Source organism: Paenibacillus assamensis DSM 18201 (assembly GCF_000422445.1).
Taxonomy (GTDB): domain Bacteria; phylum Bacillota; class Bacilli; order Paenibacillales; family Paenibacillaceae; genus Paenibacillus_B; species Paenibacillus_B assamensis.
Genome location: NZ_AULU01000006.1, coordinates 222,022 through 237,672 on the forward strand (window position 1 = coordinate 222,022; position 15,651 = coordinate 237,672).

The window sequence follows — 15,651 nt, forward strand, 5'->3', positions numbered from 1 at the left end:
TCGTATTGACACGAATAGTGATTAGTGAAAGATAGTGAATAGTAACAGTAAAAGTAAAAGACTGCGGGGAGGGAACAAATATGGGTATTATCCAAGTGATGGACGAGCAATTGGCAAACCAGATTGCAGCGGGGGAAGTTGTTGAGCGTCCAGCATCTGTTGTCAAAGAGCTTGTTGAAAATGCAATCGATGCTGGCGCTAAACATATCGATGTAAGTGTCGAGGAAGGCGGACTTCAGCTAATTCAAGTCAAGGATAACGGCTCAGGTATTCATGCGGAAGACGTGGAGACGGCATTTGAGCGTCATGCAACCAGTAAAATCCGTACGAATCGGGATCTGTTTGCTATCCGCAGTCTTGGTTTCCGCGGAGAAGCACTTCCGAGTATTGCGGCGGTGTCCAAGGTGGAAGTTGTCACATCGTCTGAGACGACCGGCTTGGGTCGTCGTTTCGTCATTGAGGGCGGCCAGCGTATGGTGAATGAAGATGTGCAATCGATGCAAGGAACGGTATTTACGATTCGGGAGCTGTTCTACAATACGCCTGCCCGTTTGAAATATATGAAATCCATTCAGACGGAGCTAGGTCATATTTCTGACTATTTGTATCGTATGGCACTGGCATATCCGAATATCGGATTTACATTGAAGCATAATGGAAATTCGTTATTACAAACGGTCGGGAATGGTGATTTGCTGCAAGTAATTGCTGCGATATATGGGGTGCATACCGCCAAGCATATGGTACGCATCGAAGCAGAACATTTAGATTATCAACTTGAAGGCTATGTAGGAAAACCTGAACTTACTAGGTCAAACCGCAATGCGATGTCTTGGTTTGTGAATGGACGCTATGTTCGGAGTTTTCCATTAAATCAGGCGGTTTTACGTGCATATCATACTTTGCTTCCTATTAATCGATACCCGTTACTGGTAATGCAGGTGTCCATGCACCCTACATTGGTCGATGTCAATGTTCATCCTTCAAAAATGGAAGTCCGCTTCAGTAAGGAAGCAGAGCTTGTCCAATTCGTAGAACAAGCGATTCATGATCAATTGCTAGGACAACCTTTGATCCCATTAGCAGCGCCTCCTAAGGCAAAAGTTCGCACAATGGTGGAACAAGTTAGCCTGGACTGGACTGCTTCAAGTGTGAGCGGCTATGAGTCGCGAACAGGCATGGGAGCCTTATCTGCTCCTCCAGAGCCAACGGTGAATATACATGTACGGGAACATGAGCAAACGCCTTCGACTGGTGCAAAAGAGTCGGCAGCAGAGACCGTGATCGATGCTTCGGGGGCTGTGGCCGATAATTTAAGATCAGACGCTGAAACGAATAGGGAAAAAAGCACGAATACGGAAGCTGCTGCACATCTAGATGTAGCTAAGTCATATTATGATGAGCAACGACCACTATCAACAGCGAGCGGATCGCGTACAACTTCTCCATCTACAGCGTGGCGCGAGTCGAAGAATAGTTCGGAATATAAGCAAAATGCTGCTCGTTCTTCAAATAAGCAATCTATTTCAGCTAGTTCAACGCTAGGGTCAAAAGATGCTTATCGTACATCTGCTACTAGCTGGAATCAGGCGGTGTCTCAGTTGCCGGTTGATGAAGTTTCATTGCCGGCATTCCCGGCGCTTAACTATGTTGGACAAGTGCATGGTACGTATTTGTTGTGCAATAATGAAGAGGGCTTATATATTATCGACCAGCATGCTGCTCATGAACGGGTGAACTATGAGCGATTCCGTGAGCAATTTGCGAAGCCAGCAGATGCGTCGCAAGAATTATTAATCCCATTAACGATTGAATTTACACCGAATGAGGCAAAACGGATTTTGGACAGATTGCCCTTACTAGAGCAGGTTGGAATCGGTCTTGAGCCGTTCGGTCAACAAACATTCTTAGTGCGTTCCCATCCGTACTGGTTCCCGCAAGGTGATGAGGAAGCTATCATTCAAGAAATGATTGATTGGGTACTTGAGGAAAAGGCGATAGACATTGGTAAAATTCGTGAAGCTGCGGCCATTATGTGTTCGTGCAAGGCCTCAATTAAAGCGAATCAGCGTATTACAGAGCTCGAAGTAAATGCACTACTGGTACAACTTGGTGCATGTATACAACCTTATACATGCCCGCACGGGAGACCAATAATTGTTAAATTTACAACTACGGATTTGGAAAAAATGTTCAAGCGAATAATGTAGCATTATTGAAGTTAGGTTCTTCAAACAGCATGATCATTTGTGTTTATGTTTCAAAACCGTTTATAATGAGGAGGAACCTATGATTATTACGACAGGGGATATGACTTCGGAAGCCGTGATAGAACGGGCGCGGCAGCTATCGAAGCATATCGAAGTCCCGTTTGTCGAACGCAGAAAACAGTCTTTGCCTCGGATAATGAAGAGGCTTGGCGATGATCAATTCATTGTCCTTACCGATGATGAAGTGCGTTTTACACAGGTTGGAAAAACAGATTTATTTTATCATCCGAGCATGGCGTACTTGCGAATTAAGCGGCATCTTAGTGGGATAGAGGATGTCATGATTCGTGCAGCAAATGTACAAGCTGGTGATACCATTCTTGACTGTACAGCTGGTCTAGGCTCAGATGCGCTCGTATTTTCGGTCGCAGCAGGAGCTTCGGGCCGAGTAATTGCTTGTGAGAGTGAGTTGGCCATGTATGCACTTGTGCGTGAGGGTTTGCAAATTTATACGACAGAGATGGAAGTAGTCAATGAAGCGATGCGTCGTATTGAAATGATTCATAGCAATCACTTGGACTTGTTGAAGTCCCTTCCTGACCAATCGGTGGACGTTGTATACTTTGATCCGATGTTCCGCAAGCCTGTTCGCACTTCTGCAGCTATTGATCCACTGCGTAATGTAGCGAATCATGAGGCTCTTCATGAAGACGTCATTGTAGAGGCGAAACGAGTAGCGCGTCGATCTATCGTCTTGAAAGAGTTGAAGTATAGTGGAGAGTTCAAGCGACTCGGATTCGAAGACACGGTCCAAACCGGCTCTAAACTGGCGTATGGAGTGATTGCAATTGACAACGACAAGTAATACTCGAACACCTCTCCTTGTGTTGGTCGGGCCAACAGCTGTAGGTAAGACCCGATTGAGCTTGGATATCGCAAAGAAATTTGATGCTGAGATTATATCTGGAGACAGCATGCAGGTATATCGGGGAATGGATATCGGAACGGCGAAGTTGGCAGTGAAAGATCGTGAAGGAATCCCACATCATATGATGGATATTCATAATCCTGATGAGTCTTTCTCTGTTGCTGAATTCCAAACACGATGCACTTCTTTAATCGAAGATATTTCATCACGAAATAAACTTCCATTTATCGTTGGTGGAACTGGATTGTATGTTGAATCCGTCGCGTACGGCTTTGAATTTTCGGAGAGTGGTGGGGATGAGTCGTTTCGGACGGAAATGGCTTCGTATGCCGAGCAATTTGGTGCACAGGCACTGCATGACCGCTTGGTGGCAATTGATCCTTCATCTTCTGCGCGTCTGCACCCTAACGATACGCGAAGAGTGATAAGAGCTTTGGAAGTATTTCACATGACTGGGCGCACAATGTCCGAGCAATTGGAGGGACAAGAACGTGTGTCTCCCTATGAATTATGTATAATAGGTTTGACAATGGATAGGTCACTGCTATATAAACGTATAGAGGCACGTGTTGATGAAATGTTAGAACAAGGGCTTGTCAAGGAAGTAGAAAGTTTGCTGCAAGCAGGCTATGATCGTACTCTTGTTGCTATGCAGGGCTTGGGCTACAAAGAAATAGCCTCGTACTTAGCTGGAGAACGCTCCTACGAATCGGCAGTTGAATTGTTGAAGAGAGACACGCGCCGCTTCGCGAAACGCCAATTGTCATGGTTCCGCCGGATGAAAGATATTCATTGGGTAGATGTGACGGATGGAAATGAAGCAGAAGAACATTTCTTACAAATTTGCAGTTTGTTAGCAGGAAAGTTTCGATAACAGGTTGAATATATTTCAACACAATCAATCTCATGATATGGGGGTACGGACGATGAACAAATCCATCAATATCCAAGATACATTCCTAAATCAACTTCGCAAAGAAAGCATACCTGTTACGGTTTACTTAACGAACGGGTTCCAAATTCGCGGTGTAATCCGTGCATTTGACAACTTTACAATCGTTATAGACAGTGACGGCCGCCAGCAGATGGTATATAAGCATGCCATCTCAACATTTACGCCGCTGCGTAACGTATCCCTAATGCAAGATCAACAAAATGACAACTAATTATGTTTACAGTTATTGGATCCAGCATTCGGAATGAAACTTTTTAATGGCACAGTACGTCAAATGTATAGTGGTGCTTAAGAACAACCCGTACGGGTTGTTCTTTTCATTACTGGGGTGAATGGGCTGTGGGTGAACGATAAAGCAGGTAAGTATCATTTACAAGTGATTTGACGTGATTATACAGGGGACTTTTTTTCGTGTATCATGATTCATTGAAGGGAACTTCTATTCGTATGCCGTCTAATCATTGTCTATTGTACTTGTGCAAGATGTTTCTAGACAATTCATGCAAGGGTAAAGACATAAAGTTGCGCTTCAGAATTACATTATGCTGGAGACGCAAGAATGATGTAAGGGGAGTCGGAGAAAATGGCAAATCAAGATAAACTATCTCGAACGCAATCACCGAGAAAGCCAAAGCCGACAATGCGCAAAAAGAAATCGTGGACGTGGAAGAAAACGTGGTGGTTGTTCTTTTTCACGACGGCTTTCGCGATCTTTTGTGCGGTCGGTGGTTATTTGTTCATTATGTTGAATGGTGAACGCTTAATGAAAGAATATAAAGAAGCTGATATGTTCAAAATGGCTGAGGCATCCATCGTATTGGACCGAAACGGAAAGCAGATTGCTAAGCTGGGCCAACAAGTGAGCAACCGTGATATTATAGAGTACAAGGATATTCCTGAACATCTTGGTCAAGCATTTATTGCAACAGAAGATAAGCGGTTTATGAATCACCAAGGTGTAGATCTGTGGTCTATCGGACGTGCGATGGTGAAAGATATAATGGCTGGCAGTCTTGTAGAGGGTGGAAGTACGATCACTCAGCAGCTTGCTAAAAATATGTTTTTAACAAGCGACAAGACGTTTTTCCGTAAAGCAACGGAAGTATCGATAGCTGTATCATTAGAAAATCATTATACGAAGGAAGAAATATTGACCATGTACTTAAACCGAATTTATTTCGGTAAAGGTGCGTATGGTGTCAAGGCAGCGGCCAAGACATACTTCGGTAAGGCTAATTTAAATGATCTGGAAATATGGGAAATGGCAACATTAGCTGCAATTCCTAAGGCTCCATCTCACTATAATCCAATATCGAATCCTGAAAAATCAAAGCAGCGCAGGCAGGTTGTATTGAAACTGATGCGTGAAGAGAACTACATCACAGAAGAGCAGATGAAAGCAGCATGGGATGTGGAATATGATCCGAGTGTAGGCAAACAGCATCAAGAGAAGTCGAAGACGAATTCAGCGTACCAATCCTATCTTGATTACATGGTTCAAGAAGCGGAAACGGTAACTGGCCTAACAGAGGATCAATTGTATCGCGGTGGCTATACCATCTATACGACAATGGACACTCATGCACAACAAGTTATGTATGATGAGTTCAATGATGATAGCAACTTTGAAAAGAGCAAAGATGAAATAAAGTCACAAGCAGCTATGGTTATCACAGATCACTCCAACGGTGCGATTATGGCGATGATGGGTGGTCGTGATTATGAGAAGAAAGGTCGCAACCGTGTAACGGATAAGCGCCAGCCCGGATCAACCATGAAGCCGATTGCGACATATGGACCTGCGGTAGATACTGGTGACTGGTATCCCTGGTCTACCTTGCGTGATGACAAACAATGCTTCGGTGACTATTGTCCAACTGACCTCGGGCGCAATAAATATGTTGGTGCGATTGATATGACGACAGCAGTGAAGCGTTCAACGAACTTGCCTTCCGTGTGGTTGCTAAATGAAATCGGGATGAAGCAAGGTTATGAGTTCGCTCAAAAGCTAGGCATTGACATGCACAAAGATGACTATTCTTTAGCTTTGACATTGGGTGGAATGACGCATGGTACTTCACCGTTAGAAATGTCGAGGGCATACAACGCATTTGCAAATGGTGGTAAATACTATGATGCCTATACGATTAAGCTTGTTAAGGATAGTAAAGGTAAAGATGTTTATAAGCTGAAGGTTCAACCTGAACAAGTAATGAGTGAACAAACTTCTTATTATATGACACAGATGATGCAAGAAGTTGTTAACAGCGGTACGGGTACAGCGGCACAGATGGATCGACCTGTAGCAGGTAAGACAGGGTCTTCCCAACACGGTATTCCGGGCTACAACGGACCAGGTGCTCGTGATTTCTGGTTTGTCGGCTATACACCGCAGTGGACAGCGTCTGTTTGGATGGGATATGACCGAACGGACCGTGATCATGTGTTAAGAGGAAGTTCTTCGCAACCTGCGAAGCTATTCTCGGAAGTTATGAGTAAGGCGCTTAAAGGGACAGATTCAGGCTCATTCCAAAGACCTGATAATGTGAAGCGTCCTGAACCGCCTAAGCAGCCAACTACAGTGTCAGGTTTAACTGCGGCGTATTCGGAGAATACGAAGACGGTTTCGTTGAATTGGAATGCAGTACCAGGAGACGATGCTACTTATCAACTGTATCGCAAGTCTGCTAAAGAGCAGCAATTTGTAAAGTTGTTAGGTGATCTCAAGTCAACGAATGCAGAAGATATCGGAGTATTCCCCGGTGAATCGTACACGTACTACGTAGTAGCCACTTCTAGCAAGATAGAAGGCGAAGCGAAATCAAGTGAGGTTCCTGTTTCCATTGCAGCTGAAGAAGAGATAACAGAACCGCCTGTTGACCCAACCACGCCAACTGATCCAGAGCAGCCGGATACAGGTGGAGAAGGAAATGAATCTGGTACAGGCGAAGGAAACGGCAACAATAATGGCAGTAACAACGGCAGCAATAGTGGAAATAACAACGGACAGAACAATGGAAATGGCAACAATGGTAACGGCAATAACACTGGTAATAATGGAAATGGCCAAGATAACAATGGCAGCGGAAACGGAAATGGTGGTCCAAACGATGGATCAACTGAAGTTACCGACCCTATAGAAGGGGGAGGTACTCCAGGTTCTAATTCTTCCAATGGCGAAGTCATTCCGGAACAGCCTCCAGCAGAGGGAAGTCAACTACCGCCTGCAACAACAGGTATGAATAGAATGAATGAGCGATATGCTGCCTAACGCAGCCGCGTGAATGCATTTTATTGAGTATGCACAATTGAAATGAGATAGCCTACAGAGACAGAGACACGCATCAGGAAACAGTGCGTGTCTCTTTTTTTATTTATATCTCAACCGAAGAATGAACAGGAGGACGTAAGATGAAATCAAGACATTCGAGCAAACGGTCAAATCCCTGGAGAAAAATGTTCCGACGCATGGTGATTCTATTTGCTGTTTTATTACTAGTAGGTTGTGTGTGGTTTGGATATACGCAGTTTAAAATTGCGCAAGCAGGTGGTGCGTCGACAGGACAGAAAACGGATGTAGGTATCGTTCTTGGCGCGTCTATGTGGGGTGCTAAGCCAAGCCCAGGGCTGAGAGAAAGGCTGGATTTAGCTGTGAAATTATATCAAGAGGGACGATTTGAATATATTGTTGCTACAGGCGGAAAAGGCGGTTCGCAAGACTTGTACTCTGAGGCAGAGGGCAGCAAACGTTATTTGGTTGAACAAGGGATACCACAAGAGCGTGTGTTAGAAGAGGATCAGTCCACAAGCACGTTAGAAAATTTATTATATGCTAAGGCGATCGTTTTAAATAATCAGTGGGACAGCATCACGATAGTTACTCATGATTTTCATGGTACGAGAGCACGTGAAATAGCAGAGACGTTGCAGTATGCTGCTATAGAAGTAGAAACGGTGAATAGTGAGGTGTTATCACCGGTTTGGCACCCTTTACGAGAAAGCTTAGCCTATACGAAATGGAAATGGGACAAGCTGTGGTTATAGTGACAAACATATGGACATGTCTAGCCGAATAAGCTGAGTACGTGACCGCTTGTATACAGACAAGGAGTGGTCTCCCGTATTTAACATCTAACAATGAGGTGAACAGGGTGCAGATGCGTAATGTATCTTCAACGTCTCAGATGGCGATGGCTAAGTCGCGTCCTTCACGCCAAATTAACATTGTATTGCGACCAAACGAACAGACGTCAGCACCTCGATCGGAGCCTGCGGCTGCATCAACTGAGCTAGCTGAAACGGCAGTGCTTGCTCAATCTCAGCACAGTGCTTTTGGTGAGGTGAGTCAAGAGTTTGATCGTCTTGTAGGCTTACAGCATATTAAAGATATTGCGTTCGAGTTGTATGCTGTTATTCAAATGAATCAAAGGCGGCAAGAAGCGGGCTTATTAAGCCCATCCCATGTCTATCACATGCTTTTTAAAGGGAATCCGGGAACAGGTAAAACCTCGGTAGCACGCATCATGGCAAAGATGTTCCAAAAGCTTGGTATATTGAGCAAAGGTCATCTGCTTGAAGTGGAGCGAGCTGATTTGGTAGGGGAGTATATTGGGCATTCGGCACAAAAGACTAGGGATTTAGTTAAAAAGGCAATGGGTGGCGTATTGTTTATTGACGAAGCATACAGTTTGGCCCGTGGTGGGGAAAAAGATTTTGGTAAGGAGTGCATTGATTGTCTTGTAAAAGCGATGGAAGATCATAAAAATCAGTTTGTACTTATATTAGCTGGCTATCGCGATGAAATGGACTGGTTTATGCAGACGAATTCAGGGTTGCCTTCTCGGTTTCCGATTCAAATCGATTTTCCAGACTATCAGGTTGATCAATTAATTCAAATTGCTGAATCCATTTCTAAGGAGCAAGACTATGTCTTAATGCCGCAAGCATTGGAACAGTTGAAGGAAATGGTCATTACAGAGAAAATACAAACATCTCATATTTTTAGCAATGCTCGTTATGTGCGCAATGTGATGGAGAAGGCGATGCGCAATCAAGCGGTAAGATTGCTGCAGCAATATCCGGTTCAGTCGCCTAGTAAACAAGAGTTAATGACGTTAAGAATTGATGATTTAATGGTTGAGCGAAAATAAGGTATACTGATTACTAATCGACACTGACGTCAAAGGAGATTCCTTATACGAATGCGAACAACGAGTCATGATACGCAAACGACGACTCTACATCGCGCTGTTCTTGTAAGCCTTATTACAGATGAAGTGAAGCGAAGTGGCATCGACCCTTATTATTCACTAGAAGAGCTTGTGCAATTGGCAGAAACAGCAGGTGTAGACGTATTAACGACGATGAGCCAATCTAGAGACACGCGAGATCCAAAATGGTTCATCGGCAAGGGGAAAGTGCAAGAGCTAAGGGCAGTTATGGATGAACTGGGTGCCAACACTGCTATTTTTGATCAAGATTTATCAGGGGCTCAGGTACGGAACTTGGAAGAAACGCTGGATGCAAAAATTATTGATCGCACTCAGCTTATATTGGACATATTTGCTCAGCGTGCCAAAACAAGAGAAGGTATTCTTCAAGTTGAATTGGCACAGCTATCTTATTTGCTGCCTCGACTATCTGGACATGGGAAAAATCTTTCGCGTCTCGGTGGTGGTATTGGTACGAGAGGTCCTGGTGAATCGAAGCTAGAAACCGACCGTAGGCATATTCGCAATCGTATTACCGATTTGAAACGCCAACTAAAAGAAGTTGTCCGACATCGCACGCTCCATCGTGTACGGAGGAAGAAGAGTGGTGTCATTCAAGTTGCTTTGGTCGGCTATACGAATGCTGGTAAATCTACGTTTCTACGTGAATTAACATCGGCTGATGTGTATGTAGAGAACCGGTTGTTTGCGACGTTGGACCCTACCTCAAGAACTTGGCAACTGCCCAATGGAATAGAAATTGTCCTGACAGATACGGTTGGATTTATTCAAAATCTTCCTCATGATCTTGTTGCAGCGTTCCGAGCGACATTAGAGGAAGTGAACGAGGCGGATTTGATTTTACATATTGTTGATGCTTCAAGTGAAATGAGAGAAGATCAAATGAGCGTAGTGAATGATATTTTACAACAGCTGGGTGCTGGCTCTAAACCCGAAATTATTTTATATAATAAGCGGGATCTCTGTTCGCAGGAACGATTGCAGTTGCTGCACCAAGATCGCACACATATGCTGGTGAGTGCACTTGATAAGCAGGATTTGGAGCGTGTAGCATTAGCTGTTCAAGAACAGTTTGTAGGAAAAACAGTTTCCTACCGAATCCCCGCGGTTCGAGGTGATTTAATTGCGCTTGCCTATCGTCTAGGTCAAGTGCTGGAAAAGAATCATGATGAAGATGCAGTTTGTCTTCGCGTGCGATTGGATAAGGCGGAATCAGAAGTTCAAGGGCATAAGCTTGCATCTTATGTTATTCATAGGTAAACTTGCGGTAGCTCATGTATAACATAGATTTGATTTTCATAAGGTGAGAAATCGTAATACTTGATCTATCGTGCACAGTACTTGTGTCTCGGTAATTATGTTTATATATGAATTAGCTTAAATGATAACAAGGGGAAATTAATGTCATGCAATTGTCATCACAGTTACAACATTTTGAGCAGTTAGTAGAAGATCAGATAGCTGTGCAGGTTCGCGGGATAGAGAAGATTGCTGAACGCAATCAGTGGAAAGTGATTCAGGCATTTCAGAAGCATCGGGTAAGTGACTATCATTTTGCAGGATCAACAGGCTATGGCTACAATGATCGTGGCAGAGAAGTTCTGGATGAAGTATATGCTGATGTCTTTGGCGCTGAGGCAGGATTGGTTCGACCGCACTTTGTGTCGGGTACGCATACCATTGCTACGGCGCTATTTGCCGTGCTTAGACCGGGTGAACAGTTATTGTATATTAGCGGGACACCGTACGATACCTTGCACAAGGTAATTGGCAAAGAAGGAGACGGGTCAGGTTCGCTGCGTGACTGGGGTATTCTCTATGATGAAGTGGCACTTAACGATCAAGACGATATTGATTGGAAAGCGGTAGAAGCGGCCATTCGTCCTGAAACGAAAGTGATCGGGATTCAACGTTCTCGTGGATACGGCTGGAGAGCCTCATTTACAGTAGAGCAGATTGCTGAGATGGTGAAGCGAGTTAAGCAAATGAAATCTGATGTCATTGTGTTTGTAGATAATTGCTATGGAGAATTTACTGAGCAATCGGAGCCTACAGAGCATGGTGTCGATATCATGGCAGGTTCATTAATAAAAAATCCTGGCGGTGGTATTGTTGCGACAGGTGGGTATATTGTAGGCAAGAAGTGTTATGTGGATAAAGCTGCCCAACGCTTAACAGCGCCGGGCATCGGCAGTGAGGTTGGTGCAATGCTTGGGACGACTCGTTCTCTATATCAAGGGTTGTTCCTTGCACCGAGTATTGTCGGACAAGCAGTACGTGGCAGTGTGTTTGCTGCGGCGTTATTTGAAAAGCTTGGATTCCTTACGTCTCCGAAATGGACAGCTCCTCGCACGGATCTTATTCAAGCGATTCGCTTCCATTCTGCTGATCATTTGATTGCATTCGTACAAGGAATTCAAAAAGCTTCTGCAGTAGACGCTCATGTTGTGCCAGAGCCTTGGGACATGCCAGGTTATGAGCATCCAGTCATTATGGCAGCGGGAACCTTTATGCAGGGTGGAAGTCTTGAATTGTCAGCAGACGCACCGATCCGTGAACCTTACACGGCGTACATGCAGGGTGGCTTAACTTATGCTCATGCCAAGCTGGGTGCTTTGATTGCAGTGCAAACGATGATTGATCGCAACTTGCTCGCAATCGAGTAGGTAGTAATGCTGAAAACAGCAGTTAAACTATAGTTCGAAACCTATGTACGAAATTTCTTTGTTAGTTTTGCTAACATCGGTTGACACATTTGTTTCCCAACGGTAAAATAAAGGTAATTCGTGATGAATGAATTGAGGAAGGTTGATGAGCGATGGGCGATGAAATTCGCAGAAATATGGCGTTGTTCCCAATCGGTATCGTCATGAAGTTGACGGATTTGACGGCACGTCAAGTTCGTTACTACGAACAACATGAATTGATAATGCCAGCAAGAACTTCAGGCAACCAACGTCTATTTTCGTTTAATGATGTAGAGCGTCTGCTTGAAATTAAGGCATTGATAGAGAAAGGCGTCAACATAGCAGGTATTAAGCAAGTTTTGAATCCGATGTCTAAAGGTTCAGATGAAGCAACTGTACTGAGTGAAGATTCTGAGACGAAGCGCAAAGAAATGTCTGATCTTCAATTGCATCGGATGCTGAAACAGCAACTATTGGCCGGCAAGAGACCGGGACAGGTATCTCTTATTCAAGGTGAGTTGTCCCGTTTCTTTAGGAAATAAATGTGTAGGTAAAGGAGAGGTTCCACGTGGGTTATTCAAGAGAAGATATTTTGCAGATTGCTAAAGAACAAAATGTTCGTTTCATTCGTCTTCAATTCACAGACTTGCTTGGGACTATCAAGAACGTTGAGATCCCAGTAAGCCAGCTTCCTAAAGCATTGGATAATAAGATGATGTTCGATGGTTCTTCTATCGAAGGTTATGTTCGTATTGAAGAATCCGATATGTATCTTGTGCCAGATTTGGATACTTGGGTTATCTTCCCTTGGGTACAGGAAGACCGTGTAGCGCGTCTAATCTGTGATGTCTATATGCCAGACGGAACTCCATTTGCTGGTTGTCCACGCGGTATTTTGAAACGTGCGCTTAAAGAAGCAGAACAATTGGGCTACACAGCTATGAACGTTGGTCCTGAGCCAGAATTCTTCTTGTTCAAGACAGATGAAAAAGGCAATCCAACGATGGAACTGAATGACCAAGGTGGATACTTTGACCTTGCTCCTACTGATCTTGGTGAGAACTGTCGCCGTGAGATCGTACTGAAGCTCGAAGAGATGGGCTTTGAGATCGAAGCTTCTCACCATGAAGTTGCTCCTGGCCAACATGAGATTGACTTCAAATATGCTAATGCAATTAAAGCAGCAGACCAAATTCAAACGTTCAAGCTCGTTGTTAAGACGATTGCTCGTCAGCATGGCTTGCATGCAACGTTTATGGCTAAGCCGCTATTTGGTGTAAATGGTTCTGGTATGCACTGTAACATCTCCTTGTTCAATGGACAAGAAAATGCGTTCGTAGACGAATCAGATGTACTTGGCTTAAGTAAAGATGCTCGTTCTTTCATGGCAGGTGTGATTGAGCACGCACGTGGCTTTGCAGCGATCACGAATCCAACAGTTAACTCTTACAAGCGTCTCGTGCCTGGCTACGAAGCTCCTTGTTATGTTGCATGGTCGGCGAGCAATCGCAGCCCGATGATCCGTATTCCTGCTTCCCGTGGTTTGAGTACACGTGTAGAAGTTCGTAATCCTGACCCATCTGCTAACCCATACTTGGCTTTGGCAGTTATTTTGAAAGCTGGTCTTGACGGAATTACGAAAAATACGAAGCTTCCAGCTCCTACAGACCGTAACATTTACGTGATGACAGAAGAAGAGCGTATTGCGGAAGGCATTCCTAGCTTGCCTGCAAACTTGAAGGAAGCTTTGAATGAAATGTTGAAAGATGAAGTTATCATCAGCGCGCTTGGCGAACATGCGACACAACATTTCTTCGAGTTGAAAGAAATTGAGTGGGATATGTACAGAACTCAAGTTCACCAATGGGAACGCGATCAATACATGACCTTATATTAATCATTCCAACCCCTAGAGCCGTAAGGCTTTGGGGGTTTTTATGTTGGGGGGGCGTTATCAAAATTAATGCCGTAGTTTACTCTATTCCCAACAAATGCCCAACTATTTTTTTGTGCCAAGAAAGATTGTATTGATCTTGCCCTCAAATTTATCCATGTTCTTCGCTTTTAGCTTTTTAGAAATGTGTAAGTAGGCATCTGAAGTGATTTACACACTCGAGTAAGGTTCGATCCAGCGGTTCGTAGAGTCAGCGGATACTAAGCTAAGACATCTGTTAACCAAACGGATTTATTTAATTGCATTTAAAAAAGCGCCACCCAACACTAATTATGGGTGGCGTTGAAATTTATTGATAGGATGAAATAAGCCAATAAGGATCAGAGGGGACAGGGCTTAAATTGCCCCCCCAAACCTGAATAATATAGTGCGTATTCGGTTTAGGAATAAATTCTAAATACTCAGCATTTCCATTTATAAAGTCACGAGAGATAATCGCCGTCGCATACCCATCGTTAAAGTCGGATTTCTCAAAAATCGAGACAGTATATTTTTGATTATCAGGCGGCCAGAAAAAAAGTAATTGCTTTCTAGTACCGTTAGAATAGATAGCGTAGTTATCAATATCACTTGAATTATCCATCCAACCTTGTTGGGTGATTGATGAACCATTAACATTATTGGTTATATATGGGGCTGTATTCCAGAAGTTATTGATTGGTTCAACATCAGGGCTAGGTAATTGCGGATTATAAGGCGCGGCACTCGCAGGAATTACTAAACTAACAGACATGGCAAGAGATAAAAGTAACGTTGATAATTTCTTTTTCATGTAAAGGCCTCCTAAGGAATAAAATAGAAATAAATAACATATTCTAGATTATCATCGAATATCCTGCTTGCATTTAAAATTTCCCCTAACGAAAGCCACCTTTTGATAGAGATGGTTACTCACGTCTACTAAAATAACATCATACCTAACTATACTTTCCGACTTCTCCGAGCGGATGCAATGGCTTCAAATAGAGTGGTGCCTACCATAACTGACATCTTTGGGATTGAATCTGGATCACAAATTGCTGAGTATTTGGAGGTTGCAGGCAATTCTCACTATACGTGGGTAGTGTTATGTCAGCATATAAAATGTAACGTTTATCCATGCGAGTTGAGTCTTTGGAGCAGAGATTGAATAAGTTGTGCTCTAGTGCTGAAGATGACCTAGATTTTATAACAAAGGCTTTTCCTGTTGTATTAGATGAGCTTTTACATGAGGCACAAGAAGAAAAAGTGGATGTTATCATTAATGGTTTCGAGAATAACTTATCATCAAACCTTAAAGAGGAGAATAAGGTACTAGTTTATTACGACATATTGAGAGATCTTAGAGTTGATGAAATAAAAAGACTTCATGAATTCACAGAAGAATATGCAAAGCTTAGGAATGAGGGAATATACAACGGTACGTACACCTGGGAAATCAACTTGCCGCCGGATGATCGCGAGGCAAGGAAAAAGTATAATGAGAATGATAGGTGCAAAATATATATAACCATCTAGAGCAATTGGGATTGTTAGACTTAGGCATTAGAAGTGCTGGGCAGTTTCAAATGGAAATTTTTAATAAACTAAGTCAAGCAGCTAATAGGTATGCTAGAACTTCAACAGACAAGCCTAAATTAACAAGCTTCAAAAACCATTTTATGGATTTCTTTAATTTAAAATCGTTAATTAAGCTTTCGAACTCAC

General features: G+C 43.4%; 13 protein-coding genes. 12 read left to right on the top strand and 1 reads right to left on the bottom strand.

Annotation, left to right across the window (positions count from 1 at the left end; all coding sequences use genetic code 11):
- Nucleotides 1-80: 80 nt before the first annotated feature.
- From mutL to glnA, 11 genes are all read left to right on the top strand, one after another.
- Nucleotides 81-2,210 (top strand): DNA mismatch repair endonuclease MutL, encoded by a 2,130-nt coding sequence (mutL, locus tag H580_RS0103955; protein ID WP_028593634.1) that lies wholly within the window; start codon nt 81-83, stop codon nt 2,208-2,210.
- 79 nt (nt 2,211-2,289) lie between these two features.
- Nucleotides 2,290-3,075 carry a class I SAM-dependent methyltransferase gene (locus H580_RS0103960; RefSeq protein WP_028593635.1) on the top strand — a complete coding sequence of 262 codons (786 nt, stop codon included), beginning with the start codon at nt 2,290-2,292 and terminating at the stop codon, nt 3,073-3,075.
- Nucleotides 3,059-4,012 (top strand): tRNA (adenosine(37)-N6)-dimethylallyltransferase MiaA, encoded by a 954-nt coding sequence (gene miaA, locus H580_RS0103965; protein ID WP_245583482.1) that lies wholly within the window; start codon nt 3,059-3,061, stop codon nt 4,010-4,012. The genes H580_RS0103960 and miaA overlap by 17 nt, the downstream gene beginning before the upstream one ends.
- A gap of 52 nt (nt 4,013-4,064) precedes the next feature.
- Nucleotides 4,065-4,304, top strand: a complete 240-nt coding sequence (gene hfq, locus H580_RS0103970) for an RNA chaperone Hfq (RefSeq protein WP_028593637.1) — start codon at nt 4,065-4,067, stop codon at nt 4,302-4,304.
- 372 nt (nt 4,305-4,676) lie between these two features.
- Nucleotides 4,677-7,364, top strand: coding sequence for a transglycosylase domain-containing protein (locus tag H580_RS23270; RefSeq protein ID WP_084508916.1), 2,688 nt, complete (start codon nt 4,677-4,679; stop codon nt 7,362-7,364).
- Between the two features lie 140 nt (nt 7,365-7,504).
- Nucleotides 7,505-8,137: a YdcF family protein gene (locus tag H580_RS0103980; protein WP_028593638.1), complete on the top strand. Its 633-nt coding sequence runs from the start codon at nt 7,505-7,507 to the stop codon at nt 8,135-8,137.
- A 113-nt stretch (nt 8,138-8,250) separates the two neighbouring features.
- The gene (locus tag H580_RS0103985; protein ID WP_245583494.1) at nt 8,251-9,243 is read left to right on the top strand and encodes an AAA family ATPase; all 993 of its coding nucleotides are present in this window, start codon (nt 8,251-8,253) and stop codon (nt 9,241-9,243) included.
- 51 nt (nt 9,244-9,294) lie between these two features.
- Complete coding sequence (hflX, locus tag H580_RS0103990) at nt 9,295-10,584, top strand: GTPase HflX (RefSeq protein WP_028593640.1); 1,290 nt, start codon at nt 9,295-9,297, stop codon at nt 10,582-10,584.
- A 146-nt stretch (nt 10,585-10,730) separates the two neighbouring features.
- On the top strand, nt 10,731-11,990 hold the full coding sequence (locus H580_RS0103995; RefSeq protein ID WP_051217227.1) for a methionine gamma-lyase family protein: 1,260 nt from the start codon (nt 10,731-10,733) through the stop codon (nt 11,988-11,990).
- Nucleotides 11,991-12,142: 152 nt separating this feature from the next.
- Complete coding sequence (locus tag H580_RS0104000) at nt 12,143-12,553, top strand: MerR family transcriptional regulator (RefSeq protein WP_028593642.1); 411 nt, start codon at nt 12,143-12,145, stop codon at nt 12,551-12,553.
- Nucleotides 12,554-12,579: 26 nt separating this feature from the next.
- Entirely contained in the window at nt 12,580-13,908 is a 1,329-nt protein-coding gene (gene glnA, locus H580_RS0104005; protein WP_028593643.1) for a type I glutamate--ammonia ligase, read from the top strand.
- Between the two features lie 346 nt (nt 13,909-14,254).
- Here glnA and H580_RS0104010 read toward each other — a convergent pair whose 3' ends face one another.
- Nucleotides 14,255-14,737 (bottom strand): hypothetical protein, encoded by a 483-nt coding sequence (locus H580_RS0104010; RefSeq protein WP_028593644.1) that lies wholly within the window; start codon nt 14,735-14,737, stop codon nt 14,255-14,257.
- A 341-nt stretch (nt 14,738-15,078) separates the two neighbouring features.
- On the opposite strand from H580_RS0104010, the gene H580_RS0104015 reads away from it, so the two are divergent.
- On the top strand, nt 15,079-15,462 hold the full coding sequence (locus H580_RS0104015) for a hypothetical protein (RefSeq protein WP_157282685.1): 384 nt from the start codon (nt 15,079-15,081) through the stop codon (nt 15,460-15,462).
- Nucleotides 15,463-15,651: the final 189 nt, after the last annotated feature.